17 protein-coding genes are annotated in these 18,224 nt (G+C 69.7%); 7 read left to right on the forward strand and 10 right to left on the reverse strand.

The window, feature by feature from the left end:
- The first annotated feature begins 45 nt into the window (after nucleotides 1-45).
- On the forward strand, nucleotides 46-1,911 hold the full coding sequence (locus tag GNX95_RS31395; RefSeq protein ID WP_163511289.1) for a DUF5107 domain-containing protein: 1,866 nt from the start codon (nucleotides 46-48) through the stop codon (nucleotides 1,909-1,911).
- Here GNX95_RS31395 and GNX95_RS31400 read toward each other — a convergent pair whose 3' ends face one another.
- A complete protein-coding gene (locus GNX95_RS31400; protein WP_163511290.1) occupies nucleotides 1,912-2,859 on the reverse strand; it encodes a GlxA family transcriptional regulator in 948 nt (315 codons plus the stop codon). It lies immediately after the preceding gene.
- Between the two features lie 71 nt (nucleotides 2,860-2,930).
- On the opposite strand from GNX95_RS31400, the gene GNX95_RS31405 reads away from it, so the two are divergent.
- Complete coding sequence (locus GNX95_RS31405) at nucleotides 2,931-3,500, forward strand: cysteine hydrolase family protein (protein ID WP_163511291.1); 570 nt, start codon at nucleotides 2,931-2,933, stop codon at nucleotides 3,498-3,500.
- Nucleotides 3,501-3,522: 22 nt separating this feature from the next.
- Nucleotides 3,523-3,858 (forward strand): hypothetical protein, encoded by a 336-nt coding sequence (locus tag GNX95_RS31410; protein WP_163511292.1) that lies wholly within the window; start codon nucleotides 3,523-3,525, stop codon nucleotides 3,856-3,858.
- A 57-nt stretch (nucleotides 3,859-3,915) separates the two neighbouring features.
- Here the strand turns inward: GNX95_RS31410 and GNX95_RS31415 are convergent, their stop codons facing one another.
- Entirely contained in the window at nucleotides 3,916-4,572 is a 657-nt protein-coding gene (locus GNX95_RS31415; RefSeq protein WP_163511293.1) for an aggregation-promoting factor C-terminal-like domain-containing protein, read from the reverse strand.
- Nucleotides 4,573-4,882: 310 nt separating this feature from the next.
- The gene (gene phoH2, locus GNX95_RS31420; RefSeq protein ID WP_222854068.1) at nucleotides 4,883-6,214 is read right to left on the reverse strand and encodes an RNA 5'-3' helicase PhoH2; all 1,332 of its coding nucleotides are present in this window, start codon (nucleotides 6,212-6,214) and stop codon (nucleotides 4,883-4,885) included.
- Between the two features lie 373 nt (nucleotides 6,215-6,587).
- Between phoH2 and GNX95_RS31425 the strand changes: the two genes are divergently transcribed.
- On the forward strand, nucleotides 6,588-7,568 hold the full coding sequence (locus GNX95_RS31425) for an NAD-dependent epimerase/dehydratase family protein (RefSeq protein WP_163511294.1): 981 nt from the start codon (nucleotides 6,588-6,590) through the stop codon (nucleotides 7,566-7,568).
- Here the strand turns inward: GNX95_RS31425 and GNX95_RS31430 are convergent.
- The 3 genes from GNX95_RS31430 to GNX95_RS31440 form a co-directional block, all read right to left on the reverse strand.
- The gene (locus tag GNX95_RS31430; RefSeq protein ID WP_163511295.1) at nucleotides 7,565-8,329 is read right to left on the reverse strand and encodes an isoprenyl transferase; all 765 of its coding nucleotides are present in this window, start codon (nucleotides 8,327-8,329) and stop codon (nucleotides 7,565-7,567) included. The two genes, GNX95_RS31425 and GNX95_RS31430, sit on opposite strands and share 4 nt — an antisense overlap.
- 11 nt (nucleotides 8,330-8,340) lie before the next feature.
- Nucleotides 8,341-9,264, reverse strand: a complete 924-nt coding sequence (locus tag GNX95_RS31435) for a hypothetical protein (protein WP_163511296.1) — start codon at nucleotides 9,262-9,264, stop codon at nucleotides 8,341-8,343.
- A gap of 67 nt (nucleotides 9,265-9,331) precedes the next feature.
- A complete protein-coding gene (locus GNX95_RS31440) occupies nucleotides 9,332-10,111 on the reverse strand; it encodes an inositol monophosphatase family protein (protein ID WP_163511297.1) in 780 nt (259 codons plus the stop codon).
- Between the two features lie 145 nt (nucleotides 10,112-10,256).
- On the opposite strand from GNX95_RS31440, the gene GNX95_RS31445 reads away from it, so the two are divergent.
- Nucleotides 10,257-10,829 carry a hypothetical protein gene (locus GNX95_RS31445; RefSeq protein WP_163511298.1) on the forward strand — a complete coding sequence of 191 codons (573 nt, stop codon included), beginning with the start codon at nucleotides 10,257-10,259 and terminating at the stop codon, nucleotides 10,827-10,829.
- On the opposite strand, the gene GNX95_RS31450 is transcribed toward GNX95_RS31445, so the two are convergent.
- Both GNX95_RS31450 and GNX95_RS31455 read right to left on the reverse strand, forming a co-directional pair.
- Nucleotides 10,805-11,398 (reverse strand): hypothetical protein, encoded by a 594-nt coding sequence (locus GNX95_RS31450; RefSeq protein ID WP_222854069.1) that lies wholly within the window; start codon nucleotides 11,396-11,398, stop codon nucleotides 10,805-10,807. The two genes, GNX95_RS31445 and GNX95_RS31450, sit on opposite strands and share 25 nt — an antisense overlap.
- A gap of 83 nt (nucleotides 11,399-11,481) precedes the next feature.
- Complete coding sequence (locus tag GNX95_RS31455) at nucleotides 11,482-13,323, reverse strand: phosphoenolpyruvate carboxykinase (GTP) (protein WP_163511300.1); 1,842 nt, start codon at nucleotides 13,321-13,323, stop codon at nucleotides 11,482-11,484.
- A 431-nt stretch (nucleotides 13,324-13,754) separates the two neighbouring features.
- On the opposite strand from GNX95_RS31455, the gene trhA reads away from it, so the two are divergent.
- Together trhA and GNX95_RS31465 are read left to right on the forward strand one after the other, a co-directional pair.
- Nucleotides 13,755-14,378, forward strand: a complete 624-nt coding sequence (trhA, locus tag GNX95_RS31460; protein WP_163512048.1) for a PAQR family membrane homeostasis protein TrhA — start codon at nucleotides 13,755-13,757, stop codon at nucleotides 14,376-14,378.
- Between the two features lie 312 nt (nucleotides 14,379-14,690).
- On the forward strand, nucleotides 14,691-14,954 hold the full coding sequence (locus GNX95_RS31465) for a hypothetical protein (RefSeq protein WP_163511301.1): 264 nt from the start codon (nucleotides 14,691-14,693) through the stop codon (nucleotides 14,952-14,954).
- A gap of 142 nt (nucleotides 14,955-15,096) precedes the next feature.
- Here GNX95_RS31465 and GNX95_RS31470 read toward each other — a convergent pair whose 3' ends face one another.
- Both GNX95_RS31470 and GNX95_RS31475 read right to left on the reverse strand, forming a co-directional pair.
- The gene (locus GNX95_RS31470) at nucleotides 15,097-15,834 is read right to left on the reverse strand and encodes a hypothetical protein (protein ID WP_163511302.1); all 738 of its coding nucleotides are present in this window, start codon (nucleotides 15,832-15,834) and stop codon (nucleotides 15,097-15,099) included.
- Nucleotides 15,835-15,974: 140 nt separating this feature from the next.
- Nucleotides 15,975-18,212, reverse strand: a complete 2,238-nt coding sequence (locus GNX95_RS31475; RefSeq protein WP_163511303.1) for an asparagine synthase-related protein — start codon at nucleotides 18,210-18,212, stop codon at nucleotides 15,975-15,977.
- Between the last annotated feature and the right edge of the window lie 12 nt (nucleotides 18,213-18,224).

Here is an 18,224-nt window from a genome sequence, read left to right on the forward strand (position 1 = left end):
GCTTCGACATTAGAGTCGACCACCGACAATTCCGAAGGGGGCAGGGTGAGCTCGACGCTGAGGCTGGACACGTTGCGCATGCCGGTGACGGCGCCGGGGCCGGACAGTCCGTGGCCGCTGCTGCGCGGCACCGACATCCACGCGACGGTGTCCGGACACGACATGGACATCGACTACGGCAAGGTCGCCAACCTTCTGCCATACCACGCTCAGAACGGCTATGCGCGCGAGCCGGTCATCGCCGACCTTCCGGTCGCCGTACTGGAAAACGAGCGGCTGACGGCGACCTTCCTGCTGACCTACGGCGGCCGGCTGTGGTCGCTGGTCGACCGTCGCACCGGCATCGAGCTGCTGCACAGTCCGCCGGTGTTGCAGGTCGCCAACCTGGCGTTGCGCAACGCCTGGTTCGCCGGCGGCGTCGAGTGGAACCTCGGCACCACCGGGCATTGGGCCCTCACCTGCTCGCCGTTGCACGCCGGCCGGGTCGACGGCGACGGATGTCCGGTGCTGCGGATGTGGGAGTTCGAGCGGATGCGGCGGATGGTCGTGCAGCTCGACGCCTGGCTGCCGCCGGGTTCGCCGGTGCTTTTCGTCCGTCCACGGCTGCACAATCCGCACGACGAGACGGTGCCGGTCTACTGGTGGTCGAACGTCGCCGTGCCGGAGACCGAGACCACCCGGGTGATCGCGCCGGCCGCCAGCGCGTGGCATTTCGGTTACGAGGCAACGCTTTCCAAGGTGGCGATCCCCGGCCCGACCGACGGCTATCCGGCGCGCGGCCGCCGGTCCGCCGACTATTTCTACGACATCCCGGAAAACTCCGCGCCGTGGGTCGCCGCGGTGGACCACGCCGGTCGCGGCTTGGTGCAGGCGTCAACGCCCCGACTGCGTGGCAGGAAGCAGTTTTTCTGGGGCCGTGGTCGCGGCGGAAACCGCTGGCAGGAATGGCTCGGCGGCCAGCCGTACGCGGAGATCCAGGCCGGTCTGGCACGTACGCAGCTGGAGCACCTGCCGCTGCCGGCCGGCCAGACCTGGTCGTGGACCGAGGCGTACGGACCGGTCGCGATCGACCCGGTCGCCGCGCACGGCCCCTGGGACCAGGCCGTCGCCGCCGTCGATGACGCCGTCATTTCCTTGGATACGCTGGAAAAAGCCGATGCGGCGGCGGCCGGCTGGTCGGAGCTGGCGCCGGTCGAGCGGCTGTTCGCCGGCTCCGGCTGGGGTGCGCTGGAAGTGCGCAGCGGTGGGCTACCAGCCGCGCCGGGAACGCCGTTCGCGGAAGACACCCTCGACGAAAAGCAGCAGCCGTGGTTGCGGCTGCTGGACGGCCAACTGCCGGTGAGCGATCCACCGGCCGCGACGGTCGTCGGTCCACAGTGGACAGAGCTGCTGGAGAAACAGCACGACTGGCATTCCTTGCTGCAGCTGGGGCTCGTACGCTATGCGGCCGGCGATCTCGACGGCGCGCGCCATGCCTGGCGTGAGTCGGCCGCGGCGGCGCCAAACCCGTGGAGTCTGCGCAATCTGGCTCTGCTGGCGGAAAACGCGGACGCGGCGGCGCTGCTCTACACCGAGGCACATGACCTGCTGCCCGGCGACTGGCGGCTCAGCAACGAAACTCTCGGCGCGCTGCTGGCAGCCGGCCGCGCGGCGCACGCGCTGGCGCTGGTCGACCGGCTCGACTCGATGCAGCGCGGCCACGGTCGGATCCGGTTGCAGGAGTGCCGCGCCGCGATCAAGACCGGTGCGCTGGATCGTGCTGGCGAGATTTTGCGCGGCGGCTTGGAAATCAGCGACCTGAAGGAGGGTGAGGACAGCCTCGGCACGCTGTGGACCGAGTTCCAGGCGGCCGCCGGCACCGACGAGCCACTGCCGGCGCGGTACGACTTCCGGATGCACCCGGAAGTCTGACTATTCGCCGAAAGTGCGCCGATAGGCGGCCGGCGTCGTGCCGAGCTGCCGGCGAAAGTGCGTACGCAGCACGCCCGCGTCGGCGAAACCGCACCGTGTGGCGACGCGGTCGACCGACAGGTCCGAACGTTCGAGCAGCTCGGCGGCACGGTGTACGCGTTCGCCGAGCAGCCAGCGCAGCGGCGGCAGGCCGATCTCGGCGACGAACCGGCGCGCGAAGGTGCGCTCGCTGACGCCGGCCCGGCCGGCCAGGTCGGCGACCGCGAGCGGATGGTCGAGCCGGTCGCGCGCCCACTCCTGGACGGCCGCGATCGTCGGCGCCGCGGTCCGCGCCGGCACCGGCGTGTCGACGTACTGCCGCTGGCCGCCATCGCGGTGCGGCGGCGTGACCATCCGCCGCGCGACGGTCGCGGCGGCGGCCGAGCCGTGCGCCTGGCGTACGAGGTGCAGGCACAGGTCGATGCCGGCGGCCGTGCCAGCCGATGTCCACAGTGGACCGTCGCCGACAAACAGCGCGTCGGTTTCCACGGAGACACGCGGAAAGTCGGCGGCCAGCCGATCGGCCAGCAACCAGTGGGTGGTGGCGCGACGGCCGTCGAGCAGACCGGCGGCGGCGAGCGTCGCGGCGCCGGAACACAGGCCGGCGACGGTGGCATCCGCGCGCACGGCCGACCGCAGCGCCTCCGCCACTCGCTTGTCGACGGCTCCGAACCAGTCGAGCCGGCCCGGCACGACGACCAGGTCGGCACCGACGAGCCCGGCCATCGTGTGCGTCGGCTTCGCGAGCAGGCCGCCTTCCAGCTCGACCGGATCGAGCGTGGCGGCACAACGCCGCAGCTCAAACGCAGGCAGGCCGTGCTCCGTACGGTCCTTTCCCCAGACCTCGACCACCACGCCGACATCGAAGGCGTTGTTGCCCGGCTGCAGGACCATCGCGACCGTACGCATGGCGGAAATCTACCCTGAGATGACCTTCCTGCCACTAGTGACAGTCGCCGCGATCGGCGACAGTCGACAGCATGGACGCTATCGCGAGCAATGCCGCACTCATCGTCATCGACGTGCAGGAAGGCTTCAAGGACCCGAGCTGGGGCCGGCGCGACAACCCCGACTTCGAGGCCAACGTGGAGACGCTGGTGACCGGCTGGCAGCGTACGAGCCGGCCGATCGTGCTGGTCCGGCACAACTCGCGCCAGCCGGGATCGCCACTGCGGCCCGGCCAGCGCGGCAACGACCTGCAGCCGCTGGTCGCCGACCTCACGGCCGACCTGGCCGTCGGCAAGTCCGCACACTCGTCCTTCATCGGCGACCCTGACCTGCACGGATGGCTGACCGCGCAGGGCATCCGGGAGATCGTCGTGTGCGGCATCCAGACCAACCGGTGCTGCGAGACGACCGCGCGGGTGGGCGGCGACCTCGGCTATCGCGTGCTCTTCGCGATCGACGCGACCCACACCTTCGACGAGGTCGGACCGGACGGCTCGGCGGTGAGCGCGGACGAGTTCGCCAGGATCACAGCGGCCAACCTGCACGACAACTTCGCGACGGTGACGACCACCGCGGCGATTGCGCACGCTATCGCCAAATGATAGTCGGCGCTATCGTACGAGCATGAGCCCCGCCGCCAAGCTCGCCACCGCTCTGGAGTCGCTGTCGTCCGAGGACCGCCAGGAGGTGACCGCCTGGCTGCTCTCGACCCGGTCGACCGACACCGCGCCGGCGCACCTGCAACGCGCTGCCGCCTGGTCCGGCCTGCCGCCGGACTGGCGCCGGCAGGTCACCGGCCTGCTGCCCAGCGGCGAGAACAGCCAGCTGGTGACCGTACGGCTGCCGACCGACCAGCACAGCCGGCTGCGCGTGTGGTGCGGCGAGCACAACTTCACCATGGCCGCGGTCGTACGCGGGCTGATCGAGCGCTTCCTCGACGACCAGGCCGCCGAGCGCTGAAACGCCGCAGGGCCTCCCTACGCGCGGTAGGGAGGCCCTGCGGCCTTCACGTACGGGTCAGTACCAGTTGTTGGCCTGGAAGTGGGCCCACGCCTTGCACGGCGAGCCGTAGCGCGGCTTGATGTAGTCGCGCAGGCCCCAGGTGATCTGGGTGGCCGCGTCGTCGCGCCAGTTGGGCCCGGCGGACTTCATCTTCGAGCCAGGCAGCGCCTGCGGGATCCCCCACGCGGTGCCGGCGTCGTTGGACGCGTGCGTCGACCAGCCGCTCTCCTTGGTCCACAGCGGCTCCAGGCAGGCCATCTGCGCGGTGGAGAAGCCGAACTTCGGCAGGAACGAGCAGCCGATCCGGCGGTTGCCGCTGTATTGCATGCAGTCGATCGGGGTCGTCGGCACGTCGAGGCCGGCACCGGACGTGCCGTCGTCGCGGCTCTGCGAGCGGGCGGCGCGTGCGGCCGCGGCGGCCCGGTCGGCGGCCGCCTTGGCCGCGGCGGCGGCCTTCTGCTGCTGAGCGCCGATCTGCGCGGTCGAGCCGGCACGCTTGGCGTCGGCCAGCGTGTTCGGCTGGTCGACGCGGTCGTCGTAGACCGGTGTCCTCTGCTCGACGGCGATCGTGCGCGTGTCCTTGTTCGAGGTGGCGTAGTACGCCGCGCCGACGCCGATCACCAGGACGGCGACCGCGAACGCGCGTACGGCCAGGCTCGAACCCCGGATCATGATCCGGTTCACCTGCGAACTTCCCTTCGTCGTGCGCACCAGACCGCCGAAGCGGCCCGCGAACGGCTCCAACACCCTGTCGCCGGACGGTCGTCGTCCGGCAACCCGGCCTGGGGAAGGAAGGCGGCCGAGCGTGCGGGTAGTCGTACGTGGGATACATCGCCGCGCTGGTCCAAAACGTTATTCCGAACCGGCGAAACGGTGGATCCGCACGTCCGCATATCGGCACTTTAGCGACATAGCGAACAACGAACGACCCGCGGGGACCACAATACGGTCCCACGCGGGTCGTGCCGCATGCGCCACGCGGTTACAAATTGAGCCCTTCCAGCATTTCGGTCACAAGGGCCGCAACCGGCGACCGTTCCGAGCGCGTCAGCGTCACGTGCGCGAACAGCGGATGGCCCTTCAGCGCCTCGATGACCGCAGCGACCCCGTCATGGCGGCCAACCCGCAGGTTGTCGCGTTGCGCCACGTCATGGGTGAGTACGACGCGCGAGCGCTGGCCGAGCCGGGACAGCACCGTCAGCAGGACGTTGCGCTCCAGCGACTGCGCCTCGTCGACGATGACGAACGCGTCATGGAGACTTCTGCCACGAATATGCGTCAGCGGCATAACTTCCAGCATGCCGCGGTCGGCGATCTCGTCCATCACGTTGTCGGACACCAGCGCGCCGAGCGTGTCGTAGACCGCCTGGCCCCACGGCGACATCTTCTCCGCCTCGGTGCCGGGCAGATAGCCCAACTCCTGGCCGCCGACCGCGTACAGCGGCCGGAACACCACCACCTTCTTGTGCCGGCGCCGCTCCATCACCGCCTCCAGGCCGGCGCACAACGCCAGCGCCGACTTGCCGGTGCCGGCGCGGCCGCCGAGCGACACGATGCCGATGTCGTCGTCGAGCAGCAGGTCGAGCGCGACGCGCTGCTCGGCCGACCGGCCGTGCAGGCCGAAGGCCTCGCGGTCGCCGCGTACCAGCCGGACGGTCTTGTCCGGCAGGACGCGCGCGAGCGCCGAGCCGCGGCCGGACAGCAGCACCAGGCCGGTGTGGCACGGCAGGCCGGCCGCCGACGGCAGGTCGAGGCTCTCCTCGCCGTACAGCGTGGCCATCTGCTCGTCGGTCACGTCCAGCTCGACCATCCCGGACCACCCGTCGCCGGTGGCCATCTCGTGCCGGTATTCGTCGGCGGCGATGCCGACCGAGGCGGCCTTCACCCGCAGCGGCATGTCCTTGCTGACGAGCACGACGTCCCGGCCTTCGGCGGCCAGGTTGAGCGCGACCGCGAGGATCCGGTGGTCGTTGGCGTCGGCGCGGAAGCCCGGCGGCAGCACCGCCGGATCGGAGTGGTTGAGCTCGATCCGGATGGTGCCGCCCTCGTCGTTGACCGGGATCGGCGTGTCCAGCCGGCCGTATTTGACTCTCAGTTCGTCCAGTGTTCGCAGGGTTTGCCTGGCAAACCACCCCAGCTCGGGATGGTGTCGCTTTCCCTCCAGCTCGCTGATGACCACCAGCGGGAGGACCACCTCGTGCTCGGCGAAGCGAGCCAGCGCGCCAGGATCAGACAGGAAGACCGACGTGTCGATGACGTACGTCGTGACACGCGTACGGGCTCCAGGGGCGGGTGTGGCAGATGAAGTAGTCACGGCGCCGCTCCAGCAGGTGTGCACCCGACACCCGCGGTGAGGATGTGGCCGGGACCAGACCCCAGGCAGGGGCCGGGTGCCGGCCCCCTCGCTGAGTGTCGCCTCCGGAGGAGACGAGCAGCGGTCGGACCAAGAAGGCTCCTTAGCAGGGGCCACCCGAGCGGCCCGGAAGCCCCGGTCCGCTACTCATGACGCTACGCCGGCCGGGCCAGAGATCAAGACCTTGACACGCCGGCCGGTGATGTGCGGGGACCTGCTGAAACACCGCCGGCATCGGCCGGACACACGCGCGACACCTGGCGTTCAGCGGCGCGGCTTGCGCCGTCGGCGGAACGGCTGTCGCGCGCCGGTCCGGTGCGTCAGGGTCGTACCCATGAGACTGCTCATCCTCGGTGGAACGGCGTTCCTGTCCAGACAGACCGCCCGGCAGGCGGTGGCGCGCGGACATCAGGTGACCTGCGCGGCCCGCGGCTCGGCGCCGACCGCGGACGGCGTCGAGCTCGTACGCGTCGACCGCGACTCGAGCCTGGACGCGCTGGCCGGCCGCGAGTTCGACGCGGTGATCGACGTGGCCCGGCGGCCGAGCCACGTGCGGCGTGCGCTGGACGAGCTGTCCGACCGCGTCGGCCACTGGATTTTCGTGTCGACGGTCAGTGTCTACGCCGACGACCTGGCAATTGGGCGACGCGTGGAAAACTCGCCGCTGCTGGCTCCGCTGCCGGCTGACGGCGACGAGACTTTGCCTGGAAACTATGGCCATAACAAGGTTTCGTGCGAAAACCTGGTGACGCGGCGGTGGGGGTCGGCGGCGTTGGTCGTACGCGCCGGGCTGATCGTCGGGCCGGACGACCCGTCCAACCGTTTTCCTTACTGGGTCTCGCGAATCGCGCGCGGCGGCGAGGTGCTGGCGCCGGGCGACCCCGCTGATCTGGTGCAGTGCGTGGACGTACGCGATCTGGCGAGCTGGCTGGTGGATGGCGCGGAAAAGCGGCTCGGTGGCACGTACGACTCGGACAGTCCGCCGATGACCCGCGCCGACTTCCTCGACGGCGTCAGGAAAGGTGTCGGCGCCGACGCGACTTTCACCTGGGTCCCGCAGGAATTCCTGGTCGATCACCAGGTCGAGGAGTGGATGGGGCCGCGGTCGCTGCCGTTGTGGGTGAAGCTGCCGGAAAACGCCGGATTCATGAGCCGTGACGTGACCGCGGTGGTCGCCGCCGGCCACGAGTTTCGTGACATCTCCGACAGCGCGGCGGCGACTTTGGCGTGGCTACGCGCGGAAAATCCGACGCTGACGCCGGCCGGCCTGACCGCTGAGGAGGAGGCGAAGCTGCTCGCCGCCTGGCGCGGCTAACCGCCGAAACGGCGGTGGCGATTGGCGTAATCGCGCATCGCGCGCAGGAAATGCGTGCGGCGAAACGCCGGCCAGTAGGCGTCGCAGAAATAGAACTCCGAATAGACGCTCTGCCACAGCAGGAAACCGGACAGCCGCTGCTCGCCGGACGTGCGGATGATCAGGTCGAGCTCCGGCTGGCCACGGGTGTAGAGATGCTCGGCGATGTGGTCCGGCGTGAGGATCTCGGCCAGCTCCTCGATCGAGCTGCCCCGGTTGGCGTGCTCAAGCAGCAGCGAGCGTACGGCGTCGGCGATCTCGCGCCGGCCGCCATAGCCGACCGCGATGTTGACCCGCATGCCGGTGCGCTCGTCCGTCCGCGCGGCCGCCTCCTTGAGGATCGCCGCGGTGTGGTCCGGCAGCAGGTCGAGCGCGCCGAGCACGGTCAGCCGCCACGGCTGGCCGTCTTCGGACAGGTCGGTGGCCAGGCCCTCGATGATCTGCAGCAACGGCCGCAGCTCCGCCTCCGGCCGGGACAGGTTTTCGGTGGACAGCAGCCACACCGTGACCGCCTCGACGCCGGCGTCCTGGCTCCAGCCGATCACCTGCTCGACCTTGGCCGCGCCGGCGCGGTGGCCGTCGCTGGTCACCATGCCGACATCGCGGGCCCACCGGCGGTTGCCGTCGATGATCAGTCCGATGTGCCTTGGCAGGTCCTTGCCGGCCAACGCGGTGGCCAGGCGTCGCTCGTACACCTTGTAGAGAAGATCCTTGATGGCCACGGGTGCACACCTTACGCCGCCAGACGCGATCCGGAAGAGGTGCGTGATCGGCGAAACCATCGCCTGGCGTTCCGGTTGAAGATGAGGCCATAGATGACCACGAGCGCCGCTGTGGCGGCCGGCAGCGCGTCGCGTACCAGGCCGTCGACGCCGAGCACCATCGGACAGATCACCGGCTGGCTGGCGATCACCATCACGGCCAGCAGCGACACGACCCAGCGCGCACCCGGCACCTTGCCGAGACCGACCAGCGCGTACGGCAGGACCAGCACGAGGATCAGCACGACGACCAACTGCGCGCTGAGCGCGGCGGTGGCGGCGACCACCCGCAACGCCGGATAGCGGCTGGCGAGGTCACCGGTGAACAGGCCGGCGGCGCCGACCAGCAGCGGCACGACCGTACAGGCGGCCAGCGACGCCGCGAGCGGACGCGCGGTGAGGACCCAGGTCGGCTCGTCCGGCGACGGTGTGACCAGCCGGATCAGCAGGTTGCGCCGCTTGGTCGGCGGCCGGCTGAGGTGTTCGCGTACCGGCGCCAGCCACACCACCAGCAGGATGAGCGCCGCGCACAGGGCCGCCGAGGCGATCAGCAGGCCGTCGACCAGTGCGTGTGGCAGCGGTCCGACGGCCGGGTCATAGCGGCCGCCGACCAGCCGTACGGTGTTGAACACCGTCGACACCGCCAGCACGATCACCACCCCGCGCGCCGCCGCGGAGCCGCGGTTGACGTGCCGCGCGGCGAGGATGAGGCCGATCGCGCGTACCAGGGCCCAGGCGGCGCGTACGACCAGGCCGCCGACCCCGCCGACCGGCTCCGCCTGCGTGTTGTCGCTGGTCAGCAGCTGGAACACCACGCTGCCGTCGGCCGCCAGCGTCGCCACGCCGGCCAGCACGCAGGCGACCACCGCGACCGTGACCGCCGGATGCCTCTTCACCCTTCGATTGTCCCAGTCGCATGGCCACCATGCGTGCGTTGGACGCACGCATGGTGGCCATGCGGCCCTATGCCGCGGAGCCGAGGAGGGCGAGGATCTGGGGGTGGAGGGTCGGGTTGGCGGCGACCAGCGTCCCAGTGTCGGCGCGCGGCTGGCCGGCGACGTCGGTCACGACCGCGCCGGCGGCCGTCATCACCGCGTACGACGCGGCGAAGTCCCACACCTTGCCACCGGGACAGAGCACCGCCTCGTAGCGACCGGAGGCCAGGTTGCCGAAGGCGCTCGCGTCGCCCACGGTGTACATCTCGTACGACGCCGCCCGGACCCGCTCGATGCCGTCGCCATAGCCGCGGCGCCGCCAGACCGCCGGCCCGCTGTATGCGACGTGTGCCTCCTCCAGGCTCTCCATCGTCGACACCGCGATCGGGCCGCCGGTCGAGTCGGCCGTGACGCCGACCGCACCCCACCACCGCTCGTGCAGCGCCGGCATCGACACGACACCGACGACCGGCGTGCCGTCGACGGCCAGCGCGATCAACGCGCCGAAGCCGTGCCGTCCGCGCGCGTAGTTAGCCGTACCGTCGATCGGGTCGAAGATCCACCGCCGCCGGCCGTCCGGATCGCCGGTCAACCCTTCCTCCTCGCCGAGCACGGTGTCGTCCGGCCGGGCCCGCGCGAGCACCTCACGCAGCCGCGCCTCGACCTCCTTGTCGGCGTTGGTGACGAGGCTGTTGTCCGGCTTGACCTGCACGTCCAGCGCCGGGTCGCGCCACCACCGCCGGCTGATGTCGTCGGCCACGTCGGCCAGTCGCAGCGCCAACTCCAGATCGTCAGACAGATCACCCATGCGGCCCAGCCTGCCAAACATCGCTGACCGGCAGGCGTACGCGAGCTGTCATCTTCGCCACGTGCCGGCTGGCACGGATCAGGGATTCGCCCTACGCCGTGGTCGCCGAGCATGAAGCGGCAACCACAACGCCTTGGGAGATGCAATGCCGCAGCCCCTCCGCCTCGGAGTCCGCCAGACCGGCCAGACCGGCACCTACCTGCTCATCGTCGGCCTGATCGCGGCTATCTTCGCGGTCGTCCTGGGCGGCACCGGCTGGCTGGTCGGCAGCACCATCGGCGGACGGCCGATCGCCGGCCTCGCGGTCGCGACGGTCGCGGTCTTCGCGGTGGCGGCGTTCTGTGTGCCGGTCGCCGCGGTCATCCTGCGCAACCGGTACGCCGAGCTCGACGGCACCGTCCTCACCGTCCGTACGCTCACCACCAAGACCGCCGACCTGGCCACCGCGCCGAAGGTCTGGCTGGCCGCGACCGCCGAGGCCACCGGTTATGCCAGCTCCGGACGTAGGCTGGCACCGACCGGCGAGCGGCCGGTGCCGGTCCTTGGCGTACGCAACGAAAGCGGCGGCTCGCTCGCCGTACGCCTGCAGCCGCTGACCCCGACCGAGCTGCGTGCGCTCGCCAAAGCCCTCAAGCGCAACCCGAGCACCGACGCTCGCGAGGTCGCGCGCTGGCTCAACCACGTCGCCGGCGCTCAGAATCCCCACGGGTCGGAGTGAGGCGTACGGGTCGGGTCGTCGGACCACACCAGCCGCACTTCGACGTCGACGCCAGCCAGCTCGCACAGGCGATCGGCGGCCCATCCGTTCCAGAAGACGCTGGTGGAGGACGGCACGCGGAATGCCGGCAGGTCGACCGGCACTGCGTCGGCGCGAAACACGCCTTTCCTGATCACGCCGTCCCATTCCGGCGCTGACGACTTCTCCGTGTCCAGGCAGTCGACGACCTGTTCCACAAGAAAGACGGACCACTCCGTGCTTTCGACGCCGTCGATGTGCAGCGGCAGCAGGCTGCCGGACGCCTCGAAGGCGGCGCGGAACGCGTCGGCGACGCGGCTGCCGACGACCGGCACGTCACCAGGCCCCGGCGCGAACTCAACCGGCCGCGCGGCCGGATCACCGACCCACTCCGCGTTGATGTCCCTCGGATAGTCGTCCGGCGATCCGGACAGCTGCCACCGTAGGATCCGGGTCAGCTCGCCGCCGATGGTCAACGTACGGTAGTCGCCGCGGTGCCTGCTCATGCCGGTCAGCAGCCGGCACACCGAGCTGAGACGTCCGATTGTCACCTTGTTGACCATCTGAACCGATACGCCACGGCAAGAAGGTTACATTCGGACGCCTGCTGTGGCAGCTCAGCGGACGCGTGGGGTCAGCTGGCGTTGAGGCGGGCCTTGAGCGCGTCGAGCTCGGCCCACAGCACCGTCGGCAGCTTGTCGCCGAACTTCTCGAACCACTCGGTGACCTGCGGGATCTCCGCCTTCCACTCGTCGACGTCGACGTGCAGAGCGGCCCGCAGGTCCTCCTCCGTCAGGTCCAGACCGGCGACGTCGAGAGCGGCCGGCGTCGGTACGTGCCCGATCGGCGTCTCGACCGCCTCGCCGGTGCCTTCGATGCGCTCGATGACCCACTTCAGCACGCGCGAGTTCTCGCCGAATCCGGGCCACAGGAAGCGGCCGTCCTCACCGCGGCGGAACCAGTTGACGTAGAAGATCCGCGGCAGCTTGGCCGCGTCGCCGGTGCCGCCCTTCCCCATCTCGATCCAGTGCTGGAAGTAGTCGCCGCCGTGATAGCCGATGAACGGCAGCATCGCGAACGGGTCACGCCGTACGACGCCGACCGCGCCGGTCGCCGCGGCGGTGGTCTCCGACGACAGCGTCGCGCCGAGGTAGACGCCGTGGTTCCAGTCGCGCGCCTCGGTGACCAGCGGGATGGTCGTACGCCGGCGGCCGCCGAACAGGATCGCCGAGATCGGCACGCCCTTGGGGTCCTCGTACTCGTCGGCGAGGATCGGGCACTGCGTGATCGGCGTGCAGAAACGCGAGTTGGGATGCGAGGACAGTTCGCCACTGTCCGGAGTCCAGTCGCGGCCCTTCCAGTCGGTGAGGTGCGCCGGCTGCTCCTCGGTCATCCCCTCCCACCAGATGTCGCCATCGTCGGTCAGCGCGACGTTGGTGAAAACCGAGTTTCCGCGCGCGATCGTACGCATCGCGTTGGGGTTGGTCTTCCAGCCGGTCCCCGGCGCGACGCCGAACAGGCCGTACTCCGGGTTGACGGCGTAGAGCCGGCCGTCGTCGCCGAAACGCATCCAGGCGATGTCGTCGCCGAGCGTCTCGACCTTCCAGCCGGGAACGGTCGGCTCCAGCATCGCGAGGTTGGTTTTCCCGCAGGCGGACGGAAAAGCCGCGGCGACGTAATGGGTTTTGTTCTCCGGGCTGGTGAGTTTGAGGATCAGCATGTGCTCGGCCAGCCAGCCCTCGTCGCGCGCCATCACCGAGGCGATTCGCAGCGAATAGCATTTCTTGCCGAGCAGCGCGTTTCCGCCGTAGCCGGAGCCGTACGACCAGATCATCCGCTCTTCGGGGAACTGCGTGATGTATTTGGTGTCGTTGCACGGCCACGGCACGTCCCGCTGTCCGGCCTCAAGAGGCGCGCCGACCGAATGCAGACATGGCACGAAATCCGCGTCCCCATCTGATCCACTAGTGAGCTTTTCCAGCACGTGCGCACCCATCCTGGCCATGATGCGCATCGATGCCACGACGTACGGCGAATCGGTCAGCTCCACGCCGAACATCGGTTTTTCCGCGGCGAGCGGCCCCATGCAGAACGGTACGACGTACATGGTGCGGCCGCGCATCGAGCCGCGGTAGAGCTCGGTCATGATCCGCTTCATCTCGGCCGGATCCATCCAGTTGTTGGTGGGACCGGCGTCGGCCGGGTCGACCGAGCAGATGAACGTGCGGTCCTCGACCCTGGCGACGTCGGTCGGATCCGAGGCACACCAGAAAGAATTGGGTTTCTTCTCCGGATCCAGCCGGGTCAGCGTGCCGCTGGCGACCAGCTCGTCGGTCAGCGCGGCCCATTCCGCGTCGGAACCGTCGCACCAGTGGATCCGGTCCGGAGTGGTCAGCTCGGCCACCTCGCGCACCCATTCCAGCAGCTTGGAATGCTTTGTGGGGGCCTGTTCGAGGCCGGGAACGGTGGCGGTCATGACGCGGGTCCTCTCATCCGGTCGACGCTGACCGGCGGTTGGCGACAGTGGATCTGGCAACGGGTCGACCCCCGTGCGAGACCACTTCTGCACGGGAATTTTCCGTGGGGATTCTCGGCAGCTTAGTGGGCCGGCCGGGACTGTGCCGGTTCCAGCATGTGAGAACGTGCATAGAAATCGGTTCAGAAGGCGTGACTCACATCTCGGTTTGCCGCGCGATTTTGTTTTTCCTATAGGCCTTTCGAGCAATACTGCAAATTGCCACGTTGTAAATGCAGCAAACGAATCCGGCGCAGGTCACACCGTGACGTACGCCCGGCCACTGGCACCCCAAACCTACGGTCCCGTAACCTTGGTGCGTGCCCAACTCGCTGACCTCCGCGCGAGCCGACCTGTCCGAGGTCGTGCCGCATCTGTTGACCCGGCCGCGGATGCGCGGCTGGCTGCATCTTTACGCGTTCGGCGTGGCGATCGTCGGCGGCATCGTGCTGGTCGGCCTCGCGGCCAGCCGGCCCGGCTGGCTGCCGGCGGTGTCCTGCGCGGTGTACGCGGTGACCGTCTGCGGGCTGTTCGGCGTCAGCGCGCTCTATCACCGGCGGCTGTGGCGGCCGCGCGGCTATGCGGTGATGCGGCGGCTCGACCACTCGATGATCTTCGTGTTCATCGCCGGCACGTACACGCCGTTCTGCCTACTTTTGTTGAAACCCCCGACATCCGTCGTGCTGCTCTCGGTGGTGTGGGCCGGCGCACTCGCCGGCGTCGGGCTGAAGATGTGCTGGCCGTCGGCGCCGCGCTGGCTCGGCGTGCCGCTCTACGTCGGCCTCGGCTGGGCGGCGGCATTCGTCCTGCCGGACATCCTGCGGATCGGCGGCGTCACCTCTTTGGTGCTGCTGATCGTCGGCGGCGCCGCCTACACACTCGGCGGCGTGTCGTACGCGCTCAAGTGGCCGGACCCGTGGCCGCGGACGTTTGGCTTCCACGAGATTTTCCACGCCTGCACGCTGATCGCCGCGATCTGCCACCAGATCGCCATCTATTTCGCCCTCTTCGCCTGACCTCAGGCCGCGTCGATGACCTCGACGCGCTCAGGGCGGTAACCACCAATCACGGGCTCGTCCAGATCCGTCCGCAGGACAATCCCATCGGCGAAACCCGAACCGTATGGGACACGCACTCGATCGCCGGGCATCAGCCTCGGCCGCCCCCGCTTCACCATGCGTGGTCCTCCAAACATCCCGCACTTTCTGCTTTACCAAACGATCCATGGCAACCGCCAGGCCGGCAAGACTCGACCGCCAGCGTCGAACCGAGGCCAACGTCAACGGCCAGCCCAGCACCGCGATCTTCGCCACCTTGTCGTAGTCATCATGCGCAATGCCATTTCTCGCACTGTTGAGCAGCTCGAGATTCTGCCGCCACAGCTTGCCTTTTACCGGACACTGAGCTGTCGCGTTGACGGCTTCGTTATGCAGGTCGCGGCAGAAGCCTCGGAATTCACTGGCCATGCGAAGGACGATGGCGTGGTTGAGCTCTTCGGTGGCCCATCGGCGGCCCGCTCCGGAACCGCCGACGACGACATGCGCCCGCATGAGCTTGTCGAGCCGAGCCGACCGCTGATGGCGCCATTTTGAACAGGGATGTCGAGGTCATGAAGAAATCGTATGACCGCGCGACCCCGGTTTTTCGGTTGTCCACAGAGCGAAATCCAGCTGGAAACCCTGTGGAAACGCGTCACGGTCCCGGCGCCGCAGCACCGGGACCGTGACCGGGAAATCAGACGCTCGGGCCTTCCGCGCGGAGGCGGTCGACCTCGGCCATCGCGCCGCGCAGGCCCTGCAGCCAGTCGTCGGTGTGTTGGCCGACCAGCTTCACGCACCACGCCAACGCCTCGGACCGCGACCGCGCCACGCCGGCGTCGACGAGTGTGTCGAGCACCTGACGCTCGCGCTGCCGCAACCGGGTCATCACCGGCACCGACAGGTTGGTGAACAGCTGCCGCGTGCCGCCGCAGGCGGCGCCCCACGAGACCTTGCGGCCGTAGCGGTGCTCGACCTGCTGGCTGATATAGATCCGCGCGTTGCGCGTGTCCTCGCGAAAGCGCGTGATCCGGCCGTTCTCGGCGGCCGCGCGCTCAGCGCGCGAGGAGGCGTCGTCAGCCGGCGGAGCGCTGTCGATGGCCTCCGACAAGGTGATCGTCTGGTCCTCGGCCCCTTCCTCCGGCTTACGGAAGTCGACCGGCGTCGTCTCACCTTCGGCCGTTTCCTCGCTCGGCGCGTCCTTTGGCCGGTCCGCGGCGGCTTCCTTGCCGCCGGCAGGCTTCACCTCCGGCTCGGCGATCCGGCCGACGATGACGATCTCCTCACGGTCGACCGACACCTCCACCGGCTCGGTGAACCAGCCGTCCGGCATCCGGCCGCGGATCCACGCCGCCGCGTCGTCGGCAACCGGAAGATCCGCCTGCTGCCATCCACCCTGCCGGCCGAACCCGGGGTGCCTGCGCTGTCCAGACATGTGTTGCTCCTACTTCTCCACCCAGGCCCATCTGCACTGGTGACATACATGATTACACCGTTACGGCGTTACGTCGATACACCGTCAGGATGACTTTAGGTGGACGTGGCAAACCGGTCGTTATGACGCGGCGATGAGGGTCAGCTGGCCGGTACGGCCACCGCGAGTGGCGTCTGCTCGGAGCCCTGGCCGAGCGGGTTGTCGGCGAACAGCTTCTCGAAGAACGCGTCCGGCCGGTCGGCGGCGGAGCCGAGTACGTTACGGCCGATGTCGTTGGCGTCGATGATCACCACACCGGCCAGCTTGTCGGCGATCGCCTCTTCCCCCGCCTCGCGCAGCGCGGCGCGTACGGCCGTGGTGAGCGCGGTTGCGGCCTGTTTCGGCTTGGCCGGCGCCAGCTTCGCGGACACGTTGGACGGATACGCCGAATACTCGGTCGGCCCGTCGATCGCGCGTACGGAGTGGCCGGCGACCTGGTAGAACAGGCCGCGCCGGCCGATCACCTTGCCGGCCGCGCCGGCCGCCGACGCGACCAGGATGCGCGGCAGGCCGGCCTCCTGGATCGCCAGCTGCATCGTCCACGGACTGCCCAGGCCGATGCCGTACGGTGTCTTCACCACGAACCTGGACAGCGTGCGGGCCCACCAGTTGGGCTGGATGTCCCAGATGAAGTACGACCGGCCCTGCGCGATCGCCACCACCTTCTCGCTGACCAGCAGATACCACGGCCGCTCGAACCGGCCGGTGTGCCGGCCGTCGGCGCGTACGGCCGCCACGAAGCCGGTCACATAGCCGGAGATCAGCTTCTGGTAGTCGTCGCCGCGCGCGAAGAGCTCGGTGCGCACCGGAAAGCGCAGCCACCGCTCACCGTCGATGGCGATCTCCAGCTCCTTGCCGCTGTTGGCCTCCAGCGGCCCCTTGACCGCCGGCGCCGGCTGCTCCTCCGGCTTGGGGTCGACGAAGGCGGCCATCCACAGCTCGACGTTGAGCAGCCGCCAGAAGATCGCGGCGTCGGCGTTGCGGCCCTTGATGAAATCCTCGAAGGCGACCAGGATCTCCTGCTGCGCGAACCACGGTCGCGTCGTGAACGACTCCGACAGGAACGTGCCGTAGACCCGGTTTTTCAACCGCAGCAACCATTCGCGCACCGGTCCGGCCGGTCGTACGGCGCCGGCGGCGGCTCGTACCCGGGGCGTCAGCCTGGCCGCCAGCTGCTCGCCGTCCGGGATTTCCTGGCCGGCGAACGGAAGCCGGACGCGGACGCCGGTGTGCGCGCCGACCCGGTCGGCGACCCGCAGCGCCGCCGCGACGGCGTCCGGCCGGCCAGCCGGCTCACCGTCCACATTGGACAGGAGGGTGGCGATGTCCACCGTACGCTTGGCTTTCGGCTGCTCGACGGCGATGCCGAGCGCCTGCTCGGCACCGGCCGGATCGACCAGCACCTCGACACCGGCGGCGGCCTTGGCGACCGCCAGGGTCGCGTACGCGGCGAGATCCGGGACCGGCTCGCCGAGGATGCGCACCAGGTCGGCCAGGTCGGTGCCGAGCTGATCGCCGGAGGCCACGACGGAGGCAGGCGTGCGGCCGAGCGCGGTCGCGGTCGCCTGGCTGGTCGGCGCGGTCGAGGTGGGGCCGCCGGTCAGCACGAAGACCTCCGCGTCCGGCAGCCGGCTGGCCAGATAGGCCGCTGGCGCGCCAAGGCCGAGGTGCACGCCGACCTTGCGTCCGCGCAGGCCAGCCAGCGTGTCGTCGACGGTCGTCGGCGTGACCCCGGCCGTCTCGTACGCCTCGGTGGTCGCCTCCACGACGCCGTCGGCCGGCCGGAGCGTGGTGACATGGCCGGCCGGCACGCGCGAGACGCCGGCGAAGAACGTGCGCTCGCCGCTGTCGGTCGCGCCGGTGCGCAGATAGTCGCGGACCGCCTGGTCGTCGGCCGCCGCCGTCAGGCCCGGCGCGGCCAGCAGAGCGGTGGGCTCCGACGCGTACGCGTGGCTGCCGGCGGTGATGCCGGCGTGGTAGAGCGTTCCCCCGCCGATCCGGTCGACGGCCAGGTGCGTACGGCCGTCCCGCCGGTCGGTGATCGCCACCGCCCAGACGCCGGCCAGCCCGCCGAGCGCGGCCAGGCCGTCGGCACGGTAGGCGGCCAGCACGGCCTCCGCATCGGTCACGCCGTCGGCGCGCTCGGACAGCTCCCCGTCGAAGGCGACGCTGACCTCGTCGTCGGCGGCCCGCTGGCCGGCCGGCCGGTGCGCCTGCGCGGCGGCGATGTTGGCGGCGACCACCGCCGGGCCGGCGACATCGCCACGTACACCGGCGAGACCGTGCGTGGTGTCGGCCAGCTCACTGATGTCATGCGAGTCGCTGGTTGCGCCGCTCATCGGTCGGGATTC

The organism is Fodinicola acaciae, from assembly GCF_010993745.1.
GTDB lineage: Bacteria > Actinomycetota > Actinomycetes > Mycobacteriales > HKI-0501 > Fodinicola > Fodinicola acaciae.

Coding starts and splice junctions, on each gene's coding strand:
- GNX95_RS31400 (WP_163511290.1), bottom strand. CDS start 2,859: ATGCGTACGGTCGCGATGGTCCTGCAGCCGGGCAACAACGCCTTCGAT.
- GNX95_RS31405 (WP_163511291.1), top strand. CDS start 2,931: ATGGACGCTATCGCGAGCAATGCCGCACTCATCGTCATCGACGTGCAG.
- GNX95_RS31410 (WP_163511292.1), top strand. CDS start 3,523: ATGAGCCCCGCCGCCAAGCTCGCCACCGCTCTGGAGTCGCTGTCGTCC.
- GNX95_RS31415 (WP_163511293.1), bottom strand. CDS start 4,572: ATGATCCGGGGTTCGAGCCTGGCCGTACGCGCGTTCGCGGTCGCCGTC.
- GNX95_RS31425 (WP_163511294.1), top strand. CDS start 6,588: ATGAGACTGCTCATCCTCGGTGGAACGGCGTTCCTGTCCAGACAGACC.
- GNX95_RS31440 (WP_163511297.1), bottom strand. CDS start 10,111: ATGGGTGATCTGTCTGACGATCTGGAGTTGGCGCTGCGACTGGCCGAC.
- GNX95_RS31445 (WP_163511298.1), top strand. CDS start 10,257: ATGCCGCAGCCCCTCCGCCTCGGAGTCCGCCAGACCGGCCAGACCGGC.
- GNX95_RS31455 (WP_163511300.1), bottom strand. CDS start 13,323: ATGACCGCCACCGTTCCCGGCCTCGAACAGGCCCCCACAAAGCATTCC.
- trhA (WP_163512048.1), top strand. CDS start 13,755: ATGCGCGGCTGGCTGCATCTTTACGCGTTCGGCGTGGCGATCGTCGGC.
- GNX95_RS31465 (WP_163511301.1), top strand. CDS start 14,691: ATGCGCAATGCCATTTCTCGCACTGTTGAGCAGCTCGAGATTCTGCCG.
- GNX95_RS31470 (WP_163511302.1), bottom strand. CDS start 15,834: ATGTCTGGACAGCGCAGGCACCCCGGGTTCGGCCGGCAGGGTGGATGG.
- GNX95_RS31475 (WP_163511303.1), bottom strand. CDS start 18,212: ATGAGCGGCGCAACCAGCGACTCGCATGACATCAGTGAGCTGGCCGAC.